We start from the raw sequence: 24995 nt of genomic DNA, 5'->3' as shown, positions 1-24995 counted from the left end.
CGCTATCTGCCACGTTTCGTCTTCCATACCAAATCCGTTTTCAACGCCTGCGGGAACGATAACCAGAGAACCTGGTTCTAGTTCATAGCGGCATTCTTTGCTTTCTAGCCAACCTTTTCCTCGCACGGTATAGAGCAGCATGTGCTTTTTTTGGTTTTTCCTATACACCGAAAAGAAATCTCTGCATGTTGCGATGCCGCATTGCACGATGCCTCTTTCTTCTAATGCTAAAACACGCGTGTGGTCGATCATCTCCTGATATGTTTTTTCGGAAATGGCGTAACACTCTTGTTTTTCTTCCATATTTCGATGTCTCACACTGTATTTATTGCGTCTTGGCAACATCAGATTTAACGGCTCAAACGAATTGAGAGTTTTGCAAAAGATTTGGATGCCTTTGAAAAATACAACGCGAAATCATGGGGATAAACTACTCGCATTATTCTTAATGGAGAAATGCGATGCTCTTAACAAGTGAGTACATCAACAAAGCATTTTGGAAGCGGCTTATTTCAATCGCCCTCCCTGTTTCGCTTCAATCCACGCTATTTGCGTTATTAGGCGTTGTCGATATTTTTATGGTGAGTCAATTAGGTGAATCCGCGACTGCGGCTGTCGGTGTCGGCAACCGTATCTTTTTCTTCAACCTTGCAGTGCTACTAGGACTTTGTGGTGCGGTAACGGTGTTGTCTTCCCAGTACTATGGGTCGGGTAACATTGACGGAATACGCAGGACTCTGGCTCAATCTTGGTTTATTTCAATCGTTGTTACTGTCCCGTTTATTATCATTTATCTGGTTTTTGATCATGAAATCGTTTCGTTCATGTCCGAGGATGCCGAGTACGTTAACTATGCTCGCGACTACTTGGTGGTTACCGGAATAAGCCTTATTGGTACTGCGATTCTCGTTCCTATAGAGTCTGTGCTGCGTTCAGTTGGTCAAGCAAAACTAGCGACACATGTAAGTATTCTGGCCATCATCGTCAATATTATTCTTAACGCGGTATTGATTTTTGGTTTGTTGGGATTCCCTCAGTGGGGAGTGTTTGGAGCTGCAGTAGGGACGCTTATCTCCCGCTTTTTTCAAGCAGCAGTTATGGTGTATTTCTTTCGAAAACGATACTCTCACTACCTACCAACAAAGTTCGATTGGGCTCAAGGTGCGCTTAAGCCTTATCGCAAGAAGTATTTCAAAATATCACTGCCTATGCTCGTCCATGATTCATTATGGACTGGTGGTCTGATTGTCTACAGCGTCTTGTATGGTCAACTTGGGGTGTCGGAGTTGGCGATTATCTCATTCCTATCGCCAATAGAAGGCGTATTGATATCCGCGTTTATGGGATTTGCTGTCGCCGCATCGGTTCTCCTGGGCAACGATATCGGGTCAAGACAATTTGACAGAGTTGAAAAAACCGCGTGGTGGTATGTTTTAACCAGCTCAGGGTTAGCGATAATCTTGTTTATGTTAGTGTGGATGTGTTCGCCGTGGATATACGGGCTATTGGAATTTACTCCACTTTCCAACAAAGAAATGGCGCTTAACGTCTGCCTTGTTATGGCACTAGGAATGATTTTTCGCGTGTTCAATATGGTGGGAATTGGTGGCGTTCTTAAAAGCGGCGCCGATATTAGGTACAGTATTTTTATCGACACCTTTGGACAGTGGGCAATTGGTATCCCTCTTACCTATTACACAGGCATGGTTTTAGGATTGCCTCTACATTACGTGCTGATGTCACTGATTGTCGAAGAACTTGTGAAAGGTTTACTGACGACTCATCGTATTCAGTCTAAGCGCTGGATAAACAACATGGCTGATGACGAGGATATGGTGACCGCGTAACCAAAGGTTTCAACAGCCAACAAAGAACTCACCCAAAAGGCACATTTTCAACTCATGAATGTGCCTTTTCTATTTTCCAGCCAGTTTGTCTCTTATTTAAGCGTGATCAAAATGGTGTATGACTTGATTGGAGCTGCCGCGCCATTCCAAATTCAAATCTTTTTTATCTTGCTCAAACTTACCATCGATAAGCACATCGATGTATTGGGTTACTTCTCTTTGTGCATCGTCAAGCTCAGCTAAAGTGTAACCTGTCCAAACCCAGATATCTTTACCCGCACACTCTTCTCTTACCCGCTTAACCAATTTTAGGATGTACGGTACATTTTCCGGATGGAGCGGATCTCCCCCCGACAACGATAAACCCCGGCGTTTAATTCGCGTGTCATTTAGATCAGCAATGATTTTGTCTTCAAGTTCTTGAGTAAATACATGCCCAGAATCCACACGCCAGGTCGATTGATTATAACAACCGCGACACTGGTGAATACAACCAGAAACAAACAGCGTACAGCGCGTACCCGGTCCATTTACAACATCAATTGGATAGTATTGGTGGTAATTCATTGTCGTGTCTCATTAGGTTTGTGAAAACAGAAAATCAACCCGAAACAGGTTGATTTTCTGTATGCAGTTTCAGTTACTGATTAAAGGTGTTTTACTCGGCGCTTCACTTCTTCCTGTTTACCGAAGTTAAACGGACGTGCATCAGGGCTACCAAGGTAACCGCATACACGGCGTGTTACCGATACTTTAGTTGAATCATGGTTGCCACAGCTTGGGCAGGTAAAACCTTTGCTGGTACATTCAAATTCACCAGTGTAACTACACTCGTAACATTCATCGATAGGCGTATTAGTGCCGTAGTAAGGTACTCTGGTATAGCTGTAATCCCATACGTTTTCTAACGCTTCAACGTTGCGCTGCATGTTCGGGAATTCACCATAACAGATAAAACCACCGCTAGAGATTTCTGGGTATGGCATTTCAAAGTCAATCTTGTCGTATGGGTTCACCTTCTTCTCTACATCTAAGTGGAAGCTGTTGGTGTAGTAACCTTTATCTGTTACCCCTTCGATCACACCGAACTCTTTAGTGTCAATACGACAGAAACGGCTACATAAGTTTTCACTCGGTGTCGCGTATAGACTGAAACCATAGCCTGTTTCGTCTGCCCACTGATTCACTGCGTCTTTTAGGTGTTTGATCACCTCAACCGCTTTTTCACGTAAGACCGCATCGTCGTACACGTGCGCTTCGTTGCCAAACAGTGCGTTAATCGTTTCATGCACACCGATATAGCCCAGAGAAATTGACGCACGACCATGTTTGAAGATCTCGGCAATAGAGTCATCCGCTTTCAGACGAACACCACATGCTCCTTCCATATAAAGGATTGGTGCTACGCGTGCTTTGACGTTTTCCAGGCGCGTAATGCGAGTTTCTAACGCTCTGCGCGCTAGACGAAGGCGATCATCAAGTAGCTCGTAGAACTTTTTCTCGCTTCCTTTGGCACGAATGGCAATACGAGGCAGGTTCAAGCTCACAACACCAAGGTTGTTACGACCTTCATGGATTAGCTCGCCGTCTTCTTCATAAGTACCCAAGAAACTTCTGCAACCCATCGGCGTTTTAAATGACCCCGTCACTTCAACCACTTTGTCGTAGTTCAGAATATCTGGATACATACGTTTAGAGGCACACTCAAGCGCAAGTTGTTTAATGTCGTAGTTTGGATCTTCAGCTTTGTGGTTCAGACCGTCTTTAATGCCGAATACCAGTTTTGGGAACACGGCCGTTTTGCGATTTTTGCCAAGCCCCGCAATGCGGTTTTTTAGAATCGATTTCTGGATCAAACGAGATGCCCAGCTTGTACCTAAACCGAAACCAAACGTAACGAATGGCGTTTGCCCATTTGCGGTATGTAACGTGTTTACTTCGTACTCAAGCGATTGGAAAGCGTCGTAACACTCTTTCTCTGTACGCGCTTTTGCAAACTCTTCCGGCTCAGCAATGTCCCACTCTTTGGCAATCTTTAGATGCTTCTCGTAACTTGTCATTACGTAAGGGGCCAATACTTCATCGATACGGTTGATCGTTGTGCCGCCGTAAATATGGCTCGCAACTTGTGCAATGATCTGCGCCGTGACTGCGGTTGCTGTGGATATCGATTTCGGCGTATCAATTTCGGCATTACCCATTTTGAAGCCGTGTGTCAGCATACCTTTTAGGTCAATCAGCATACAGTTAAACATCGGGAAAAATGGTGCGTAATCTAAATCGTGGTAATGAATGTCACCCACTTCATGCGCTTGTACGACATCGCGAGGAAGAATGTGAGTTTTCGCGTAGTGTTTCGCAACGATACCAGCCAGCAAGTCACGTTGAGTCGGGATAACTTTGCCGTCTTTGTTCGCGTTTTCATTGATAAGGTCTAGATTGCTTTCTTCAATCAGACCTTCAATCTCACGAGTTAGGAAACTTTGTTTCTCACGAGCAATATCGCGATCATGGCGGTACTCGATGTAAGAACGTGCCAGAGACTTATAAGGACCTTGCATGAGTTCATTTTCAACCAGATCCTGAATCTCATGGATGTGAACTTCATCGTGATCTTTGAGCTGTAACTCGACAGCAAGAGCAACATTGAGAGCATAAATGGCGACATCTTTATCTTTGTTTTCCGCCGCGGCTTCGACTGCTGCTTGAATACGGTCCCTGTTGAACGGAGCTCTTGAGCCGTCACGCTTGATTACGATTGGTTTCACTTTCTTCTCCTTACCCCAGCATACTCACAGAGTTATCCACAAACACACTATATGGGGTGATTTATTATTCTTTAGCCACAATATATTGTGGCGTATTTAACGAGAAGCACCAGTCGAAAACATTGATTTTGATCAACAAAAACTGGGTAGCGGATAAGAAGAAATCGATCTTATTGCTGATGCCCTTTATTAAAAAGAAATCAATGAAAATTGCAAAATTGGTACGTAATACACTTGCTTTTTTTAGAGGTCTTATAGGATAAAGGTTACAAAGGGACACGCACTAAAACGGGAGTGAAATAAGCCAATATGCGATCACTTTTTGCTACAGCCATGTTAGTTTTTTGTTCCGCCTCATTTGCTCAAAATTCAATCAATCTAACCAGTTGGAATATTGAATGGCTAGCAATGAACGGTGGAAAAGTATCAAGAACCGAGAACGATTTTGCCAAACTCAATCAATATGTGGGTAACTCGCAACCTGATGTATTGGCATTTCAAGAAGTCGATAGTGAAGCCGCGATTAGGAAAGTCGTGGGAAATGGCTACGATATTTACTTTTCGGATAGAGCTCGGTCCGGCAATAAACATTTGCAGTTCTCAGACACAAACCAGTACACAGGGTTTGCCGTGCGTAAAGGAATCCCGGTATCAGATCCCTCCGATTTTTCAATCACTCGAGGCAATAGCAAGTTACGCTTTGCGAGCTATATTGTTCTAAATCCGAATAAGCGTGATGAAATTCACCTGCTTTCAGTTCACCTAAAGGCGGGATGCAGTGGCGCTTACAAAAACAGTCGCGAATGCAAGACGCTCAAGCAGCAAGGCGAAGCTCTGGCAAAGTGGATAGCGGCGCGTGAAAAGAGCCAAGAAAAGTACGCCATTTTAGGTGATTTTAACCACAACTTGGCTTATCAAGGTGACTGGTTGTGGTCGACAATGACTTCAAATACCAACGCTAAATTAGTCACAAAAGATACTCAAGCAGAATGTAAGGTGCGTTCGAATCGTAACCCTAATAAAACGCATCAGTTCCGTTCTATCATTGACCATATCATTGTCAGCGATAGTCTAGGATCGCAACCAGCCAAACAGGTGATATTTAAGTCTCAAGATGTTCTGGATTACCATCTAAGTGACCATTGTCCAATCAGTACGCAAGTGCGACTCTCTGCAAATTAGTCAGCTAAAAAAACGCCCAGCAAAAATGCTGGGCGTTTTAGTTACAACAAAAATTAAAGCTGTCTCGGATTGAGAATGACGACATCGCCTTGCTTCAATCCTGTCCTTACTCTGTCCAACTCGCCCAACTGAATTAAACGCGTTTCGACTTCACCACCGTCTTGCAACACCTTGACATAATCCAACTGGCCAACTTGATACACGGCGTCTTTCGGTATTCTTAGAACCACGTCGTCCGTTAAGGTCAGCGCAACCTTTGCAAAGGTACCTGGGTACACAGAGGTCGGAGATTCAAATTGCAATTTGACTGTGTAACTACGTGAGTTCGCATCGGCAGACGGTGTCACTTCTTTGATCGTCGCCGAAGCCGTCACATCATAAGAAGGAAATACGGCCTCAACCTGCTTATCGTAGTTCACGTAAGGCATGACTGACTCGGCAAAGTTAACTTCTATTTCGAGCGAGTCAGGATTGTACATCGAGAGCAAAAGTGACCCGGGTGTAGCGGTATCCCCTTTATTGATCGGCTTCTGCGTTATCAAACCGTCGAATGGCGCAGTAATAATACTGTACCCGAAGGTCGTCTCGGCTTCGGAGACGGCAGCCTGAGAGCGGTTGAAGTTGGCTTGTGCGGTTTGCAATGTACTTTCTGCCTGGTCGTATTGCGACTGTGGTATCAGTTTTCTGTTTAACAGCGTCCTAACGCGTGAGAACTCTTTGCGAGCGGCATTAAGCTGCGCTTGTGCAGAGGACAACGCCTGCTCACTCTGACGAACTCGTGCGTCTAAGTCGTCACTTTCTAAGCGCGCTAATACGTCTCCCTGTTTAACTCTGTCACCTACTTTAACCAATACTTCAACAACCGAAGCGGTCAATCGAGCGGCAATATCAGCTTGCTGATCTGCGACAACGACGCCCGGGAACTCGCGAACAACTGGTTCGCTGGTCAGTATCATCTCATGCGTTTGTACAGAATTAACATCAATCACGTTGGTTTTCGCAGAATGCTCAGTGGGTAACTTTTCGGAGAAAAAGCCAGCCATATAAAGAAAAAGAAGCGCGAGCAAGATAATTAAAATAATGCTCAGCAATTTGTTATCTAATTTCATTGTTCTTCCTCCATCTGAGGCAATCCGTGTCCTTTTGTATTCTGGTATGCGAGGTTATATACCACCGGAACCACAAGCAAAGTAAACACTGTTGAGGCCGTAATCCCGAATATGATTGCCCAGGCGAGGCCATTGAAAATCGGGTCGAGCGTAATAACGATGTTACCCAATAACGTGGTGCCTGCCGTTAACAGTATCGGTCTCATACGAACCACACCAGATTCGATTAGTGCGTCGTGCAAACTGCTGCCAGATTCGAGAGATTGCTGAATAAACTCAATAAGCACTAATGAATTCCGTACAACAATACCGGCTAGTGCGATCATCCCAATCATCGCCGTGGCTGTAAATAACGCAGGATTCGGGTAGTTGCCAATGTCATTGCTTAAGACATTTAATATCCAGAATCCCGGCATAATACCGATAACCGTCAATGGAATGGCGAGCATGATGATCCCAGAAACCGCTGGTAGACCAGTCTGAATCAACATAACCACGAATACGCCCAGTAACGCTGCACCATAAGCAATGCCAAGGTCGCGGAATACATCAACCGTAATCTTCCATTCACCTTCACCACTCCATACGACATTAATGTTCTCCGGAACGCTCCAGGCAACACCAGCACCGTTGTTTAAGTATGTGCGTTCCTGCCAATTAACATGTGCATCACTGGCATGATCAGTATCTTGATCCGCGATTACGTCTGCGATGATCTCACCAGGCACACGCCCGACGACTTCGGCATACACATAAACAACAGGATTAAGGTTTTTATGGAATATCGGTTTATCCGCTGGACGTTTAACAAATTGACCAATTTCTGAGAGCTGAACAACGGGTTGCGGAGCATCCACCACCGCGCCGCCCATTTCCACTTTTGCGATCCCAGGTCTTCCACGAACATACAGTTGTTCTAATCGGTTTAAATCGTCTCTGTCTTCACGACGAAGTTGAACTTCAATCGGCAAAGGATTTAATTCCCGACCATCAGCAATGTGACCAAGAGTTTTAGCATTCGCCGCCGTAATTAGCGTGTTATTCACCTCAGCGACAGACACACCGGATAGCGCAGCTTTCTCCTGATCGACCACAAACTGCCACGTTTCTAAGTCACCCTGAACGCTCGTATCTACCTCTGATACTAACTGCTCTTTACGTAGGCGATTCGCTACTTTCTCAGCTTGAACCATCAACTCCTCATAAGAGGTGGTTTCGTCGCCATAAACTTCAGCCGTAATAGTCGCGATAACCGGAGGACCTGGCGGTACCTCTACTAATTGAATGTCTGCGTTAAAGCGTTTAGCTATTTGTTCTAAATCACTTCGCAGACGAGTAACAACTTCATGTGACTGCATAGAACGATGTTTTTTCGGCGCTAATACAATGCGCAGTTCACCTTGGTATGGCTCGCTGCGCATAAAGTAATGGCGAACCATGCCGTTAAAATCCATTGGTGAAGCCGTCCCTGCAAAACCAGACACGCTGGTCACTTCAGGCACCGTCATCAGATAGTCAGAAAAACTGGATAGCGCATTGGAAGTATCTACAAAACTTGACGTTTCTGGCATGTTTAACACTAGCTGGAATTCGTTTTTGTTGTCGTATGGAAGCAGTTTGAGTGGCACCAAACGTAATGCAGGCAACAACGCGGCGAGTGCAAACAAAAATGCAACTAATCCAAGGAAAGCCCAGGCTTTTTTACGGCTTTCCAATAGCGGTATTAATACTCCACGGTATAAACGATACATGGTCGACGATTGGATATCGTAATGACCGCTGTCCTGAGCGCCAGTAAGTATTTTCTTCGCAAGCCAAGGCGTGATCATAAACGCCACAACCGTACTGAACATCACACTGATTGGTACGTTGAAGGCAAGCGGCGCCATGTACGGCCCCATCATTCCTGTGATAAAAAACATTGGCGTGAACACAATAACAATCGCCACGGTAGACATTAATAGCGCGCTACGAATTTCAGCCATGGCCAGAACAATTGCTTTAGTGCGGGTTAAATCCTTACGCTTTAAGTAACGCTCAATGTTATCGATACTGGCGATAGGATCATCAACGATCAAACCGAGCGCTAAGATCAATGCAAACAGTGTTACCCGGTTGATGGAGTAACCAAAAAGTAAGTCCATCCCCAGCGCGGCACCATAACTGATCGGAATTGCGATCCCAACAACCAGTGCACTTCGCCAATCTAGGAATAAGCCAACGAATACCACAACGGTTAAAATTGATATACCAAGGCTGGAAACCAAGTTGTTCACTTTTGCGTTTGCGGTTTCACCGTAGTCGCGAATGATGGCGACCTGAACTTGAGGTGGGAACTGATCAGATTCAAGCTGAGCTAATTTATCATTTACTGCTTGAGCGACGTGAACCGCATTAGAACCTTTTTGCTTAGCGACCGAGATAAAGACAGCAGGTAGCGCTTGGCCGCTATTTTTATCTCTATACCAGGTATCGGATGTGGCCTCTCCCGGACCATCATAAATTCTCGCCACGTCTTTTAAGTAAACAGGCTTGCCATTTAGCACCGCGATGACGAGATTCCCAACGTCCTTTGAGCTGGTAAGAAATTGTCCGGATTCTAAAGTGAAATTGCGGCCATTAACCCGAATATTTTCACCCTGCGTTTTCGCATTGCTGTATTGGATTGCTTGCTCAAGATCGTCAATAGTGACTTTAAAATTCGCCATTGCGACGGTATCAAGTTCAATCTGAACTTTTCTAGGTTCTCCGCCAATAACCTCGACTTTATTGGTCGCATCAAGTGATTTGATGCCCAAAGTCGCTTGATCCGCGATTCTTCTTAATTGATGACGATCGAGCGTCGAAGGGTCCGTCGAATAAAGCGCTGCAACGACGATAGGCACGTCATCGATTTCGACTGGCTTGACTAACCAACTGGCTACAGATGATGGGACTTTATCTTGATTGGAGTAAAGTTTGTTGTAGAGCTTAACTAACGCGTCTTCGCGATTTTCACCCACATAAAAGCGGACAATGACTTGCGCGGCCCCTTCCATCGACGAGGAATAAACGTATTCCACACCATCGATCTGGCTGACAAGTTTCTCTAACGGTTCGGTGATTTGATTTTCGACTTGTGAAGCACTCAAGCCCGGCGCGGATACCAAAACATCGGCCATGGGTACCACTATCTGAGGATCTTCTTCTTTTGGCGTGAGCCACAACGCCGCCGCACCGACCATAAAGGCCAGTAGGATCATGATCGGAGGGAAAAAGCTGTTCATTACTGACTGAACAAAGCTTCGCTCTTTATTTCCGGGCATCCTTTTCCCTCCAATTTAGATTACATAATTTATGCTTTGGCTGTTTTCATCTTCTCTTCGCGAGCATTGATGACCAATTTCGCAAACATTGAGCCTGCCAGCATCGCAACAAAAAACAAAATAATACTGACGTTACCTAATGCCAAACTCGCCACGGCAGGACCAGGACAAATGCCAGCCAATCCCCAGCCTAGGCCGAAAATCGCAGCTCCAGACAACAATCGAGCATCGATCTTTGTGTTTGTCGGGGTACACATTTCTGCACCACTAACTGATTGTTTTCTCGGCTTGATAAGTAAAAAATAGCTTGGCATAAACACTGCCAGTGCGCCGCCCATCACAAAAGCTAAACTTGGATCCCAGTTTCCTGAAATATCTAAAAATCCAACAACTTTCGCGGGATCGATCATCCCAGAAACAGCCATACCCATACCAAATAAAACACCGCTTACCAGCGCAGTAATTAGAAAAATAGTGTTGTTCATGGAATCTCTCTTAAACTAGGTGAAGTCGAACAAAAACGGTCAATCCGGCAACAGCCATAAATACGCATGTTGCAACGATAGAGCGCTTAGACAAACGTCCAATGCCACAAATGCCATGACCGCTGGTACATCCGTTACCTAGTCTGGTTCCAATACCAACAAGTAAACCCGCCGCTAATACCAAACCCATTGAAAGATTTGCTGTACTTGGCACTGCTACGCCGAGTAATAAAACACTCACAAAGCCACCGACAATCATGCCAACTGCAAACAGAAGTCGCCATGAATAATCCCCTTTCTTCGGTGACATAATGCCATTCATAATTCCACTGATACCGGCAACCTTGCCGTTAACCAACAACAAAACCGTGGCAGAAACTCCCAATAAAATGCCACCAAACAACGATTCCCATGGAATAACGTCTAACATTACTTACCTCTATAGATTTTCATTTAATTTATTGATTTTAGGTTATTAACCACCGAAAAGGCGTTTAACGACTTAACTACAAAAAACGCCATGCAGTGCTTTAATTAATGACTCAACTCTCGGTTCAGCTAACGAGTAGAACACCTGCTGTGATGATTTCCGAGCGCTGATTAAATTGTGTTTACGCAACACCGTTAAGTGTTGTGAAAAGGCGGATTGACTCAAAAAGGAGTGTTTTTGCAACTCCCCTACACCAACCTCTCCTTGGGTCAATTGGCACAACACCATCAATCTTTCCGGGTGCGCCATTACTTTAAGTAGATCTGCGGCTTCAACTGCGCTGCCTTTCATCGCCGCTATGTCCATTGCTGTATCGCTCATGACTCACCTCTACATTAAAAACTAAATTAGATATTACTAAATAATAATATTTAGTCAACACTAAATTAGCTTTTGTGAATTTAGTTAAATTAACATTAGACAATTCTAATTTAGGTGTTTATAGTGAGCATATTAAAGGATGGCTGTTTCAGTTAAACAGTTCTAAGGAGAAGAGTTATGACGTTAGAAAATGCTGTAAGAGTATTTGCCGGCACTATGATTTTAGTTTCGGTTCTACTCACCGTATTCGTTCACAGTAACTTCATTTGGTTTACTGTGTTTATTGGCGCTAACCTAATTCAGAGTGCTTATACCGGAATTTGTCCTGCCGCTTACTTTTTAAAGAAATTTGGTTTTAGATAACCTAGATGTTTCGAGCTGGCTCTACAATGTAAGTCAGCTCATCCTAAAGCTTGGAGTTAATAATGACTAAGATTTTAATCGTCGGTGGTGTCGCTGGTGGCGCATCTGCAGCAGCGCGTGCTCGTCGTCTGAGTGAAGACGCAGAAATTATCATGTTTGAGCGCGGTCCATTCGTGTCTTTTGCAAACTGTGGCCTGCCATACCACATTGGTGGCGATATCCAAGAACGCAGTAAACTCTTACTACAAACGCCAGAAAGCTTCCTAGCGCGCTTCAATGTCGATGTTCGCGTGATGAATGAAGTAATATCGGTAAACCGTCAGGATAAAACCATCGTGGTTAAGAACCTAATTGATGGTTCAGAATACGAAGAATCGTACGACTTCTTGCTGCTTAGCCCAGGCGCAGGCCCTATCGTTCCGCCTATTCCTGGCCTTGACAATCATCTCACTCACTCGCTACGTAATATTCCAGATATGGATCGCATTATTGAAACGATCCAGATGAACAAACCAGAGCATGCGACTGTGGTAGGCGGTGGCTTCATCGGTTTAGAGATGATGGAAGCGTTCCATCAGCTAGGTATCAAAACTTCTCTGATTGAAATGGCTGACCAAGTCATGACGCCCGTTGACCGTGAAATGGCGGGATTTGCTCACGCTGAAATTCGAGATAAAGGCATCGATCTGAAACTTGGCGTAGCACTTGAGTCTGTTCAGTTCGTACCTAACGAACATGTTGCCAGCTTTGACTCCGGCGAAAGTGAAAAGCACCAACACTTAGAAGGCGAACTGGAGCTAACACTTAATAATGGTGAGAAGTTAACGACTGATATTCTCATCATGGCGATTGGTGTTCGTCCTGAGACCAAGCTTGCCCAAGAAGCTGGCTTAGAAATCGGTGCCCTAGGTGGTATCTCTACCAATGAATACATGCAAACCAGCGATCCTTCGATTTACGCGGTTGGTGATGCAGTAGAAGAAAAAGATTTTGTCACTGGCGAACCAACATTGGTACCGCTAGCTGGCCCTGCAAACCGTCAAGGCCGCATGGCTGCAGATAACATATTAGGTCGCAGTGAAACCTATCAAGGTACACAAGGAACGGCGATTTGTAAGATCTTTGACTTAGCTGTTGCTTCAACCGGTAAAAATGAGAAACAGCTCAAACGTGCGGGTATTGATTACGACAAAGTGTACGTTCATACCGCAAGCCACGCGAGCTACTACCCAGGCGCAGAAGTGGTGTCGTTCAAAATGCTGTTCGATCCAAAATCAGGCAAAATTTTAGGTGCTCAAGCCGTAGGTAAAGATGGTATTGATAAGCGTATCGACGTTATGGCAGTGGCTCAGCGTGCTGGCATGACGGTTGAACAGTTACAGCACTTAGAACTGACCTACGCGCCACCTTACGGCAGTGCGAAAGACGTAATTAACCAGGCAGCATTTGTTGCCAATAACATCATCAAAGGTGATGCAACCGCAATTCATTACGATGAGATGGATTCACTGACTGATGACCAGGTGTTACTTGATGTACGTAACCCGGGTGAGCTTGAGAGTGTTGGTTTTATTAAAGATGCTATCAACATTCCTGTCGATCAATTACGTCACCGTATGGACGAGCTACCAAAAGACAAAGAGATTGTGATTTACTGTCAAGTTGGTCTGCGTGGTAACGTCGCGTACCGCCAGCTCGTCAACAATGGCTTTAAAGCACGTAACCTGATTGGTGGTTACCGCACTTACAAGTTCGCTAAAGCTTAATTGACGCGTCAATAGCGAGTACGAGTAAGTAAAAAAACAAACGGCTGATAGTGATTGTCAGCCGTTTTTCTTATCCCGAATTTTGTAGTGCTATGTTAGTTATCTATTCTGTTTCAATAAGCGCTATCTCATCTGATGTGGATTTCTCCAACTTAATCGCAATGAACTTAGAAGTTGGCGTAAAGGTTCTGTCCCCATAGCTATCCAGCGGTACCAATGGGTTAGTTTCTGGATAGTATGCGGCAGCCTGACCAGCAGGAACATCATACGCAACCAGCGTGAATCCGCTCACTCGACGTTCTACGCCATCTTCCCACAATGACACCATGTCTACTTTATCGCCTGATTCAAAACCAAGCTTCTTGATGTCCGCCTCATTGATGAACAAGACTTCTCGCATCCCAAAAACGCCACGATAGCGGTCATTTAAACCATATAGCGTCGTGTTGTATTGATCGTGCGAGCGCATGGTTTGCAGAATAAGATCAGGCTTCTGACCTTTTTCTATTAGAGCTTCACTGATCAACTGTTTTGGTAGTTCGCTGTCGCTGAACTGGGCTTTGCCACTCGCCGTATTCCATCTGCGCTCAGCGGCAGGGTTCACCAAATGGAAACCACCCGGATTTTTAAGCTTGCTGTTGAAGTCTGTGAACCCAGGAATTGTGTCGGCGATAAGATCTCTAATTCGATCATAATCTTCTATCACCCAGTTCCAATCAATTGGATGCGTGCCTAGCGTCGCATTCGCAATACCAGCAATGATTGCGGGTTCTGAACGTAAGGCTTTAGAACGAGGTTTCAACTGACCATAAGAAATGTGCACCATGCTGAAAGTATCTTCAACCGTTACACCCTGTGGCCCGTTTTCTTGAGTATCAATTTCAGTACGTCCCAAGCAAGGCAGAATCAATGCATCCTTACCAGTCACTAAATGCGAACGATTGAGCTTAGTCGAAATGTGCACGGTCAGATTACAGTTCCGCATTGCTTCGTGAGTACGTTCGGTGTCCGGTGTCGCTTGGGCAAAGTTGCCGCCTAAACCAATAAATACTTTCGCCTGGCCTTCTTCCATTGCTTTAATTGCTTGAACCGTATTGTGACCTACACCACGAGGCACTTCGAAGTTGAATCGACGCTCAATGCTATCAAGCAGTTGGTCGGATGGCTTTTCATCGATGCCCATTGTACGGTCGCCCTGAACGTTACTGTGCCCACGTACCGGAGAAAGACCTGCGCCCGCTTTACCAACGTTACCACGTAACATCTGTACATTGGCCACTTCTTTAATCGTTGGCACGGAGTGACGGTGTTGCGTCAAACCCATTGCCCAACACATGATCACACGCTCAGCGCGTAAATACATGCGAGCGACCGTTTCGATTTCACTTAAATCTAATCCAGATTGCTCAGCGATGTGCTCCCATGAAGTGGCATCTACTTCAGCTAAGTAGTCATCGATACCAATGGAATGCTGTTCAATGAATTCACGATCGAACACGGCTTTACCACCGGTTTCTAATGCTTCACGTTCCCATTGCAATAAAAACTTAGCCATACCACGAAACACTGCCATGTCCCCACCCAGTGCAGGACGCAAATATGCTGTATTCGTCGGCTCTGAACCATTACTGAGCATTTCTATCGGCATTTGTGGGTTTTGGAAGCGCTCCAAACCACGCTCTTTTAATGGGTTGAAACAGATAACTTGTGCACCGCGTTTCACCGCTTCACGTAACGGCTCCAGCATACGTGGGTGGTTGGTTCCCGGGTTTTGGCCAATAACGAAAATCGCGTCCGCTTCTTCAAAGTCATCAAAGATAACCGTGCCTTTACCTACACCAATGGTGTCTTTCATGCCAAGCGCGCTGGCTTCATGACACATATTTGAGCAATCAGGAAAGTTATTAGTACCAAATGCACGTACGAATAATTGATATAAAAACGCGGCTTCATTGCTGGCGCGGCCGGAGGTGTAAAACTCCGCTTGGTGTGGCGATTCCAGATCATTGAGGTGTTTTGCCACCAACTGAAAAGCCTCTTCCCAAGAAACTGGGACATAGTGATCAGACTCGGCATCGTATTTCATTGGGTGTGTAATACGCCCTTGATATTCGAGCCAGTAATCAGTTTGAGTAGAAAGAGAAGATACACTGTGGTTAGCAAAAAATTCCGGATCAACCAGTCGATTGGTGGCTTCCCAGTTAACAGCCTTTGCGCCATTTTCGCAAAAGTTTACTTTACCGCTTTCTGGTGATTCACCCCAAGCACATCCTGGGCAATCAAAACCGCCATTTTGGTTGGTTTTCATCATGGTACGGATGTTTTTCACCGCATTTTCACTTCCCCACCAGCTTCTTGTCACGGCTTTGAGCGCACCCCAACCACCAGCTGGACCTTTGTATTCTTTTATTCTTTCTTTTTGGCTCACGACTTTACTCCTCGTATATAGGAACAACAGCAAACAGGCTGCCCGGGAAAACAAGCGCGTAAAATCGCGGGAGTCATGAAGGGGCGTTGTCAATCTGGACAAGTAAAGGCTCTGTATGTGTAAGACTTTACTTGTCCAGATTGTATGAGTTCTGGTACCCGTCTACTGTTTCAGAATGTTCAGACACAATCTTTAATGCTGTGTTTTGATCTGAATCAAAGGTTAAGTCGTTACTTTGTATGCGTCCAATTGATATCCCTGACCGGCTGATAAATAAAATCTATCACGACTTTAAGACAAGACATTCATCACATTTTTCATCAATTGAATTTATCAGAGAATTCGTTTTATGCGGTATTTAAACTGAGATCTCACGCTCGACTCAGTAATTTCGATGCGATTTACGATAGACATTATCTATCACCCTATAGATACTTTAGATTTGACCCCAATCAGTATCGGGAATAGCCTTGATTTAGATCAATTTTGAGGACATTTTCGCTCTTGACATAAGAAGAGTAGAAACAGGTAGCTCAAATGTTGATGAAGATAAAGAATGCACAAACATTGCCTTTTCAAATCGCGCGACCCGTTACTGTGACTCACAAAGCAAGGTTAAGTTAGCCAAGATGGATATCAAACAACTTAAATACCTAATAGCACTCGAGCAGACCAAACATTTTGGTCTGGCGGCGGCATTGTGTCACATTACTCAGCCGACACTTTCGATGAGAATTAGAAGTTTAGAGGAAGAGCTAGACTTAGAATTAATCCAAAGAAGTCAACGTTTTGAAGGATTCACGGAAGCTGGAGAGCGTATTTTAGCGTGGGCTAAAACCGTGTTAGCGGCTCACGATGGTTTACAAGCTGAAGCCGCCAATTGCAGAGGACAACTGGTCGGCTCGCTTAGGCTGGGTATGGTGCCTTTAGCCAGTCAAAACCCTATGCAGCTGATTAAACCACTCGCTGAAGCGTTCCCGGAATTGCAATTTCAGATCCTCTCAATGACGACGGAACAGATCATAGACCAGCTCAATCGAAACCAACTCGATTTGGGTATGTGCTACGTCGATCAGGTGAACACGGCCTATTTTGACGTTATTGAATTGGACTCAACAAAACTGGGGGTGTTGTTTGACGAGCGTTATTTTGATTTTGCCGAATCAGAAGTAATGTGGGAATCACTCAATAGCATCCCGCTTGGCTTACTATCAAAAGGAATGCACTACAGACACTCTATTGATATTAGCTTTATTAGCAAAGGGCTTGTCCCTCAAACGGTCATTGAAAGTAACTCCACCTTTCACCTTGTCCAGGCGGTAACCAGCGGTCTTTGCTGTGCGATTATGCCTAGAAACTGTGGCCTTGAAGAGTTAAACGATACGCTTCGTATTGTACCGATTGAAGAAGCCGCCGTTCATGCGCCTTTAGGCTTACTAAAACGTAAACAAGAGCCTTTTTCTGCACTCACAGATCAGTGCTTTTCAATCGCAAAAACCATATTTAATTAACAACGAATACGCATCAGTTAGACGAGCGTGAGGTGATTTCATGAGATGTACCACTCAATCTTATTTTGAATTGTCGGACTTTAACCAGGCTCCGCCTCAGCCAAACGCGTTTAACTATCGTGAAATGAAAGACGGTCGCCCTCTGCAGCAAACTTCGCTGGCCAGTGAATCCGCACTCGCTATCAGTTATAACGGGATTAGCCAAGCCGTAATGATGGTAACTCCGGGGCACTTAGAAGATTTTGTTAAAGGGTTCAGTCTGAGCACAGGAATCATCAACGACTTTAAAGAGATTAAAGATATTGAAATTGGTGGTGACAACGAATCGCATTATGCAGAAGTCGAAATCAGCAACCGAGCATTCTGGTCTCTAAAAACGCAGCGCAGAAACCTTGCAGGGACAACCGGATGTGGCATTTGTGGGGTCGAAGCGTTAGAGCAAGCCTTACCTGATCTAGAACCGCTTTCCCCTTCTCTTCCCCCTCGCCCAGATGCTTTTGAAGGGTTGAGAGAGAAAGTCGCTTTGCATCAAAATGCAGCTCGTGAATCAGGAGCGCTTCATGCTGCACTGTTTGCTGATTTACAGGGAAATATCTTGTCCTGTCGTGAAGACATTGGTCGTCATAATGCATTAGATAAGCTTATTGGCGCGCTGGCGAATAATCACATCGAACCACAAAATGGGTTTGCGATCATGACTAGCCGTTGTAGTTTAGAATTGATCCATAAAGCGGTACGCGCTCGCATCCCTACTCTGGTTTGCCTTTCCGCGCCAACCGCATTAACTGTGGAATGGGCAAGACGGAATCATCTCAATTTGATTCACTTGCCAAAACACGGAGCACCGAGGCTTTATAGCCCAGCGCCGTAATCGAAGAGCATACTCAGTGGAGGTTTGATTAAGTGATAACACCTATCAAGATATTAAACCTATCGCGTATAAACGAAGATTATCCGTGGTATTTGTTGCAAAACGTATAATCAACGTTGTAATCAAGGCTGTAATCACTACAATCTCTGGTTCGATTTTTCAGTGAACGTTTGTATGCCGAAGTTAAACCTAGATAATACCGCCCAACACTCCGCTCTTTCTAATATTGAGACCAGCAGTAAAATCCAATCGGCATTAGAACCGAAATTCCACAAGCCAACGACGCGCCTTTGTTTAAGTCCAAAACTGTCGCATGAGCACTTAACTCGCCGCTGGGCAGTCCTGGAACAGACCACGAATAAAGACCTTCTTCTCGATCCTTTCACCCGAGAACATTGTGAGTCATATACCAACAATATCGAGCATTTCATTGGCACTGTAAATGTGCCAGTTGGTATTGCAGGCCCACTGCGAGTAAACGGCTTACATGCAAACGACGACTACTTAGTCCCACTCGCAACCACCGAAGCGGCTCTCGTTGCCTCCTACAACCGTGGCGCTAACTTAATCACTGCAGCAGGCGGTGCCAGTGCATTGCTACTTAGTGAAGGTGTGAGCCGAACTCCAGTGTTTGGCTTTAACAACCTGGCTGAAGCAGGACAGTTCGTAAGTTGGGTCACTACCCAGTTCGACACTTTTTGCCAGATTGCAGAGTCGACTACCTCTCACGGGAAACTCAAAGACATCAACATCAATATAGAAGGCAACCATGTCTATTTGGTTTTTGAGTATGTCACCGGTGATGCCTCTGGTCAGAATATGGTGACCATAGCGACTAACCAAGTGTTCCATCACATTTTAGCGGTCAGTCCTGTTAAGCCAGTTCAAGCTTTTCTTGATGGCAACCTCTCGGGTGACAAAAAGCCAAACGCGCATACTCTGCGGTCTGTGCGTGGTAAAAAAGTTTCAGCCGAAGTCACGATTTCTGCAGAATTAGTCAAGAAGTACCTGCATACAACGCCAGAATCAATGGCTCAGTTTACCCATATGAGCACCGTGGGTGGTTTATTGAGTGGTACTATCGGCGTCAATGCCCATTACGCTAACGCACTCGCCGCACTTTATATTGCATGCGGTCAGGATGCGGCTTGCGTCGCTGAATCCGCGATAGGTATTACCCGAATGGAGGTTGATTCAAAAGGCAATCTCTACGCGAGTGTCACGTTGCCGAATATCATGGTGGGCACAGTTGGTGGCGGTACAGGGCTGCCAACACAAAAAGCCTGTCTCGATATTCTCGGTTTACATGGCAACGGAAAAGCGAAGGCACTTGCCGAAGTCACGGCTGCATTATGTCTCGCGGGTGAGCTCTCAATTATTGGCGCATTTTGTGCGGATCACTTTTCCCGTGCTCATCATAAACTGGCAAGAAAATAACCCCATAACCAAACAAGGCAGATTTGCTTTCTTTGATGCTTAATCCGCCATAACAATAAGTTATCCAACCCTATTTATCTCATGTACTCGTTGGTCTTACCCAAGCGACGAGTACATGCCGCCTACTAACCTTCAATTACCTAAAATAGTACTAATTTCACCCAGAATGCTTTTTTTAGGCGAATCCAGACCTCTATACTCGCTCACTAAGTTGATTACTTAATACTCTTTCTCAGGTAAGCGAGTCAGTGATGATACGTCATATAAAGAATAGAATTTCTTATTGGTTTTTAGGGTTGTTTGTGGCATTTGCGTGTTCGATACAACCTGTTTATTCAGCAAGTATAACGTCAGATGATACTGCCCGTATTCTTTATCAAACCACGTTTGGCCCCACACCCGCTCTTATAAAAACCGTCGAAAAGCTAGGAGTCGAAGGCTGGGTCAATCAGCAAATAAAGCTCCCTCCTACGTATCATGAACCTCTGTTCAACACGCCTTTTTCCAAAGGTGCACAAGCCAACCGTGAAAATGCATGGTACCAAATCGTCATCAGTTCCGAAGACCAACTCAGGCAGCGAATGGCCTTTGCACTCAGTCAAATATTGGTGGTTTCCCGCTATGGAGGCGTACTGTCTGGCAAACCTGCTGGCTTAGCGAACTACTACGATGTGCTTGTAAAAAACGCATTTGGTAATTATCGGGATCTGCTATTTGAAGTCGCAACGCATCCCGTGATGGGAAACTACCTGTCAATGATGGGAAGTGCTAAAGAAAACCCGTCTACCGGTGCGTTGCCAGATGAAAACTTTGCCCGAGAGCTTATGCAGTTGTTCACGCTCGGACTATACAAATTCAATATAGATGGAAGTACGGTCGTTGATAGCAATACTGGTAGACCTATCCCGAGCTATACACAAAATGATGTACAGGAACTTGCCCGTGCTTTAACCGGATGGAAAAGCAGCGATGTTGACTTTGTGGAGCCTATGCAAGTCATCAATAAACTGCATGACTCTGGCGAAAAGAAGATCTTAGATACTACTCTCCCGGCAGGGCTCACTGGTCAGGAGGAACTATCCCGCGTCATCGATATTTTAATGTCCCATCCTAATATCGCGCCATTTGTGTCAAAACGATTAATCCAGCGTTTCGTTACCTCCAATCCAAGTCCTGAGTATGTAACCCGTATTTCTACGGTTTTTAATGACAATGGTAAAGGAATCAAAGGGGATCTAAGCGCGGTAATGAAAGCGATATTACTGGATGAAGAAGCGTCGCTGCGGACTGAACGTCAACCTAAAAAAGTCAAAGAGCCTATTCTGGTGCTGACCAATTTTCATCGCGCCGCAGGCTTTACTCTGAAAGGTGCGCGATATGATGATGCCACGACCGTTATGAATATCGCCAACCAAGGTCCACTGCGCGCACCTTCAGTATTTAACTTCTACTCGCCAGATTACCAGCCATCGAACGAATTTATGCAGTCTTCGATGGTGTCACCTGAGTATCAGTTACTTAATTGGTCAGCTTATACCGATATCGTTAATTTTATGCTTACCGATATCCGGGATGGAGGCGATAACACATACTCACTTAACCTCGATGGCCTGTATGCGCTGCTTGATGATCATCCAGCACTCGTCGAACAAATCAATCAACGGTTCTTCGTTGGTACAGTATCTTCTGAGCTCATAACACTCATGCTTAACGTGCTAGACGATTATCCATCCGAGTATGTGCCCAAAGCAAAGCTCTCAATCGTTATTTTCACCGCCATTTCAGGCGAAGAATTTTATCTTCAATACTAGGAGTGAACGATGGATCATTCACGACGTCATTTTATTAAAGGATCTGCATCCCTTGGGGCTTTTGCATCGTTGGGCCTGCCTGCCTATTCACTCGCTTCGCCAACAAACGACTTTCGCGCCCTTATTTGTGTCTACTTAATGGGCGGAAATGATGCCATTAATACGGTTTTGCCATTGTCAGGTTTTCACTATAAGCAGTATTCAGACGTGAGAGGTGCGTTAGCCGTTCCCAGAGATGCCATAGTCCCTACCGGACTGAGTGTATTGGACACAAATGGCAGAAAGGTACCTTTGGGTTTACATCCTCAGCTTGGTGCGCTTTCTTCACTTTTTGAACGTGGTGACGCTAACATTGCCGTCAATACTGGCATTCTCGATCAACCTCTAACCAAACAAGCTATTGAATCTGGCGAGTTACCCTTGCCTGAGCAGCTTTTCTCTCACAACTCTCAAACGGATTCCTGGCTACGAGGAGGAATGGAGGCATCACGTAATTTGGGCTGGGCTGGCCGCATCTTAGACGTGTTAAATTCAAGCGCTGAAGTGACTCCCCTTTATAGTGTCTATGGCGAGTCACTTTGGTTAAGGGCGATGGAGCATCGACAGACAGTCTTAAAAAAGGACCGAGTCGTTAAACTGTCCGCGCTCGATAATCTCGTCTACAAGGGGATTTACAATCAATTACTGTCTGGAAGTACGAATAACCCTTTCAGTGATCACTTTCATGTCATGATTAACGAATCGATGACGATGAGTCACGTACTTTCTGAGCAGCTAAACCAAATACAAGATTCTCCCCTTTTCACGTCATCTGAACTTGGCAAACAAATGCAAACGGTATTTAAGCTGATTGCCAGCCAGAATGATATGAACCAAAAACGGCAAATATTTTTTATAAAGCACAACGGGTATGACCTTCACGATTCACAACTCGCAAGACACCCGGTGTTATTAGAGGATTTAGCCACAAATTTATTCGCCATGTATCAGTCGCTCGATAAACTGGGGATGAGCAAAAATGTCACTTCTTTTACGATGTCTGATTTTGGCCGTCGGATGACAAGCAATGGTAATGGTACAGACCATGGTTGGGGCGGACATCAACTGCTGTTAGGTGGCGCTGTCAACAGCAACCAGCCTATCGGTACATGGCCCGAGTTAGTTCTGGGGGGACAGGACGACTATTCAAGAGGCAGACTTATTCCGAAACTAGCGGCGGACCAAGTAGGTGCCACACTTGCTCAATGGATGGGTGTCAGCGATAACGCTGCATTGGAGTATGTATTTCCTAATATCCGCAACTTTGCAGACTCGAATCTTGGGTTTATGTCTTAGAGGCATAAAAAAGGGAGCAGATTTGCTCCCTTAATGAATCAGATTATGCTTCGGTACGGCGACGCTCGTTACACAGTCGGATTGCACGTTCTAGTAATTCTAGTGCGGATTTATCGCACTCTGGTAACGCTGCGTCACTTTCCGCAATTGGCGTTACGCGGTCACCCCATTTAAGAACGGCGGCACCCCATGTTAGACCGGCACCGAAAGCCGCTAAAAGTAAGTTATCGCCTGGCTTGACTCGGCCTTGCTCTAACGCCTCACACAATGCAATTGGCACCGTTGCTGCTGAGGTATTGCCATACTTATGAATATTCACAAACGCTTTTTCTTGTGGGATGCCCGAAAGATCACACAAGGTCTGGATGATTCGAATGTTAGCTTGGTGAGGGATCACAACATCAATTTGTTCGGTTGTGAGCTCAGATTCTTTAAGCACGTTTTTCGCTGCTAAGCCCATGCCCTTCACTGCGCGTTTAAAGATCTCTTGTCCTACAAAGTTGAAGTCCCAGAAACCGTTATCTTCAGCAAAGCGATCCATACAAGAACCAAACTTAGGCACAGCAAGTATGTCGCGCCCTTTTGCGTCACAACCGATTTTCGATTGTAACAGTCCAGTCTCTTTGTCAGTTCTTGATAAAACAACAGCGCCTGCGCCATCGCCAAACAAAACGGCAGTATCACGCATTGACCAATCGATGAAGAAAGAAAGCCTTTCAGCACCAATAATAATGGCATGGCGGTAATTTCCCGATTGAATCAAACGCGTGCCCGTTTCCAGACCGTATACAAAGCCGGTACAGGCAGCATTTAAATCAAAAGATGCAGCAGAACGAATATCCAGATTTTGTTGAACTTTCGATGCGATATTTGGAATTAGGGAATCGGGTGAGCACGTCGCGACGATAATCAGGTCAACCTCACTCGCATCAACACCAGCACGAGCTAACGCGTGCTTTGCGGCGACTGTTGCCATGTCAGAAGTGTTTACGTGACTAATGCGGCGGTTTTCGATGCCAGTGCGAGAGCGAATCCACTCATCAGAGGTATCAAGGAATGTACTAAGATCATCGTTAGAAAGTACAGTTGGCGGTACACATTTTCCCCAACCTGTAATTTCAGCGTAGTAATTTGACATCACAGACCTATTTATTGTTGTAATTTAGTTAAGTTTCTTAGAACCTAAGTAGGTTCAAATAAAGACTTGCCAGTTCGTAGCAAGTCCAAAGTAAAGAAGAAAATTATACGCTTTATGGAGCTGACTGATAAGTCAAGTTTTCACAAAGTTGTCATAAAGGAAGAAGTCATGTCATCGTTTAAAACTCGCTGTCCATCATGTGGCGGTTTAAATCGTGTACCCAACGAGCGCGTTGCAGAAAATGCGACTTGCGGAAAATGTAAAAGCTCTCTTTTAGATGGTGCGCCTATAGAAGGGACAACGGAAAACTTTTCCTCGCTATTACAAAGCCCTACGCCAGTCGTCGTTGATTTTTGGGCTCCGTGGTGTAACCCATGTGTTGGTTTTGCACCTGTTTTCTCAGATGTCGCAGAGGAAAAAGCGGGAATGGCTCGTTTTGTCAAAATTGACACAGAAGCACAACAACAGCTTGCGGCTCAATTTGGCATTCGCAGTATTCCAACTATCATGGTTTTCAAAAACGGACAGCGTGTTGATGTACTCAACGGAGCGCTACCTAAATCTCAGTTCGAACAGTGGCTAAATCAAGCTGTTACTAAGTGACCTATCAAGCCAGCTACCTCTTTTAGCTGGCTTTTTATTCCGCAAAATCCCACCTCTTTATGATAAAGAATATTTGTCGATACGACTCAAATTTATCGTTTTACTTGCAAAATAATTAGCTTCATATTCGCGCCCATAAACTACCCGTAAAACATAAACTAATAGGCGCAAAGCAGTGGAAAACAAAGCCTTCCTTCCAGCATCACCACGTATCACCGTTCCTGT

Annotated in this window: 20 protein-coding genes; 10 read left to right on the top strand and 10 right to left on the bottom strand. The window is 45.0% G+C overall.

Translation table 11 applies throughout. The annotated features are described in order from the left end of the window. Nucleotides 1-303, bottom strand: a 303-nt coding sequence (locus L9Q40_RS06830) for an AraC family ligand binding domain-containing protein (RefSeq protein ID WP_498792865.1), incomplete at its 3' end; no start/stop codon positions are given. Between the two features lie 158 nt (nt 304-461). On the opposite strand from L9Q40_RS06830, the gene L9Q40_RS06825 reads away from it, so the two are divergent. Continuing rightward, nucleotides 462-1847 carry an MATE family efflux transporter gene (locus L9Q40_RS06825; protein WP_498792863.1) on the top strand — a complete coding sequence of 462 codons (1386 nt, stop codon included), beginning with the start codon at nt 462-464 and terminating at the stop codon, nt 1845-1847. 96 nt (nt 1848-1943) lie between these two features. Here L9Q40_RS06825 and nrdG read toward each other — a convergent pair whose 3' ends face one another. Next, entirely contained in the window at nt 1944-2414 is a 471-nt protein-coding gene (nrdG, locus tag L9Q40_RS06820; protein WP_118120087.1) for an anaerobic ribonucleoside-triphosphate reductase-activating protein, read from the bottom strand. Nucleotides 2415-2494: 80 nt separating this feature from the next. Further along, entirely contained in the window at nt 2495-4615 is a 2121-nt protein-coding gene (gene nrdD / locus L9Q40_RS06815) for an anaerobic ribonucleoside-triphosphate reductase (RefSeq protein WP_065298605.1), read from the bottom strand. A 309-nt stretch (nt 4616-4924) separates the two neighbouring features. On the opposite strand from nrdD, the gene L9Q40_RS06810 reads away from it, so the two are divergent. Further along, nucleotides 4925-5797 (top strand): endonuclease/exonuclease/phosphatase family protein, encoded by an 873-nt coding sequence (locus L9Q40_RS06810; RefSeq protein ID WP_065301148.1) that lies wholly within the window; start codon nt 4925-4927, stop codon nt 5795-5797. A 53-nt stretch (nt 5798-5850) separates the two neighbouring features. Here L9Q40_RS06810 and L9Q40_RS06805 read toward each other — a convergent pair whose 3' ends face one another. The 5 genes from L9Q40_RS06805 to L9Q40_RS06785 all read right to left on the bottom strand — a co-directional run bounded on the left by L9Q40_RS06805 (nt 5851) and on the right by L9Q40_RS06785 (nt 11507). Then, nucleotides 5851-6906, bottom strand: coding sequence for an efflux RND transporter periplasmic adaptor subunit (locus tag L9Q40_RS06805; protein ID WP_498792860.1), 1056 nt, complete (start codon nt 6904-6906; stop codon nt 5851-5853). After that, entirely contained in the window at nt 6903-10211 is a 3309-nt protein-coding gene (locus tag L9Q40_RS06800; protein WP_498792858.1) for an efflux RND transporter permease subunit, read from the bottom strand. Before L9Q40_RS06800 ends, L9Q40_RS06805 begins: the two co-directional genes overlap by 4 nt. Before the next feature lie 29 nt (nt 10212-10240). After that, complete coding sequence (locus L9Q40_RS06795) at nt 10241-10696, bottom strand: DUF6691 family protein (protein WP_498792856.1); 456 nt, start codon at nt 10694-10696, stop codon at nt 10241-10243. A 10-nt stretch (nt 10697-10706) separates the two neighbouring features. Beyond that, nucleotides 10707-11126: a YeeE/YedE family protein gene (locus tag L9Q40_RS06790; RefSeq protein WP_020334851.1), complete on the bottom strand. Its 420-nt coding sequence runs from the start codon at nt 11124-11126 to the stop codon at nt 10707-10709. 72 nt (nt 11127-11198) lie between these two features. Beyond that, a complete protein-coding gene (locus L9Q40_RS06785) occupies nt 11199-11507 on the bottom strand; it encodes an ArsR/SmtB family transcription factor (protein WP_014234196.1) in 309 nt (102 codons plus the stop codon). Nucleotides 11508-11684: 177 nt separating this feature from the next. Here L9Q40_RS06785 and L9Q40_RS06780 point away from each other — a divergent pair, with 177 nt between their 5' ends. After that, nucleotides 11685-11870, top strand: coding sequence for a YgaP family membrane protein (locus L9Q40_RS06780; protein ID WP_014234195.1), 186 nt, complete (start codon nt 11685-11687; stop codon nt 11868-11870). Nucleotides 11871-11932: 62 nt separating this feature from the next. Further along, nucleotides 11933-13636: an FAD-dependent oxidoreductase gene (locus L9Q40_RS06775; RefSeq protein ID WP_498792853.1), complete on the top strand. Its 1704-nt coding sequence runs from the start codon at nt 11933-11935 to the stop codon at nt 13634-13636. 103 nt (nt 13637-13739) lie between these two features. Here the strand turns inward: L9Q40_RS06775 and L9Q40_RS06770 are convergent, their stop codons facing one another. Further along, nucleotides 13740-16064, bottom strand: coding sequence for an FdhF/YdeP family oxidoreductase (locus L9Q40_RS06770; protein ID WP_498792851.1), 2325 nt, complete (start codon nt 16062-16064; stop codon nt 13740-13742). 629 nt (nt 16065-16693) lie between these two features. Between L9Q40_RS06770 and L9Q40_RS06765 the strand changes: the two genes are divergently transcribed. From L9Q40_RS06765 to L9Q40_RS06745, 5 genes are all read left to right on the top strand, one after another. Continuing rightward, nucleotides 16694-17575 (top strand): LysR family global transcriptional regulator AcsS, encoded by an 882-nt coding sequence (locus tag L9Q40_RS06765; RefSeq protein ID WP_498792849.1) that lies wholly within the window; start codon nt 16694-16696, stop codon nt 17573-17575. Between the two features lie 40 nt (nt 17576-17615). After that, nucleotides 17616-18446, top strand: coding sequence for a formate dehydrogenase accessory sulfurtransferase FdhD (gene fdhD, locus L9Q40_RS06760; protein WP_014234191.1), 831 nt, complete (start codon nt 17616-17618; stop codon nt 18444-18446). Nucleotides 18447-18620: 174 nt separating this feature from the next. Continuing rightward, nucleotides 18621-19883 (top strand): hydroxymethylglutaryl-CoA reductase, encoded by a 1263-nt coding sequence (locus L9Q40_RS06755; protein WP_498792847.1) that lies wholly within the window; start codon nt 18621-18623, stop codon nt 19881-19883. Between the two features lie 251 nt (nt 19884-20134). Next, entirely contained in the window at nt 20135-21694 is a 1560-nt protein-coding gene (locus tag L9Q40_RS06750; RefSeq protein ID WP_498792845.1) for a DUF1800 domain-containing protein, read from the top strand. A 9-nt stretch (nt 21695-21703) separates the two neighbouring features. Then, a complete protein-coding gene (locus L9Q40_RS06745) occupies nt 21704-23029 on the top strand; it encodes a DUF1501 domain-containing protein (protein WP_498792844.1) in 1326 nt (441 codons plus the stop codon). 43 nt (nt 23030-23072) lie between these two features. Here L9Q40_RS06745 and L9Q40_RS06740 read toward each other — a convergent pair whose 3' ends face one another. Then, nucleotides 23073-24167: a ketoacyl-ACP synthase III gene (locus L9Q40_RS06740; RefSeq protein ID WP_498792842.1), complete on the bottom strand. Its 1095-nt coding sequence runs from the start codon at nt 24165-24167 to the stop codon at nt 23073-23075. 168 nt (nt 24168-24335) lie between these two features. Between L9Q40_RS06740 and trxC the strand changes: the two genes are divergently transcribed. Then, entirely contained in the window at nt 24336-24770 is a 435-nt protein-coding gene (trxC, locus tag L9Q40_RS06735) for a thioredoxin TrxC (protein ID WP_498792840.1), read from the top strand. Nucleotides 24771-24995 lie beyond the last annotated feature (225 nt).

The sequence above is a fragment of the Allocatenococcus thiocycli genome (assembly GCF_921292965.1).
Lineage (GTDB): Bacteria > Pseudomonadota > Gammaproteobacteria > Enterobacterales > Vibrionaceae > Vibrio > Vibrio natriegens.
The sequence above is the reverse complement of the archived record's forward strand: the minus strand, read 5'-3'. Positions and strand labels throughout refer to the sequence as shown.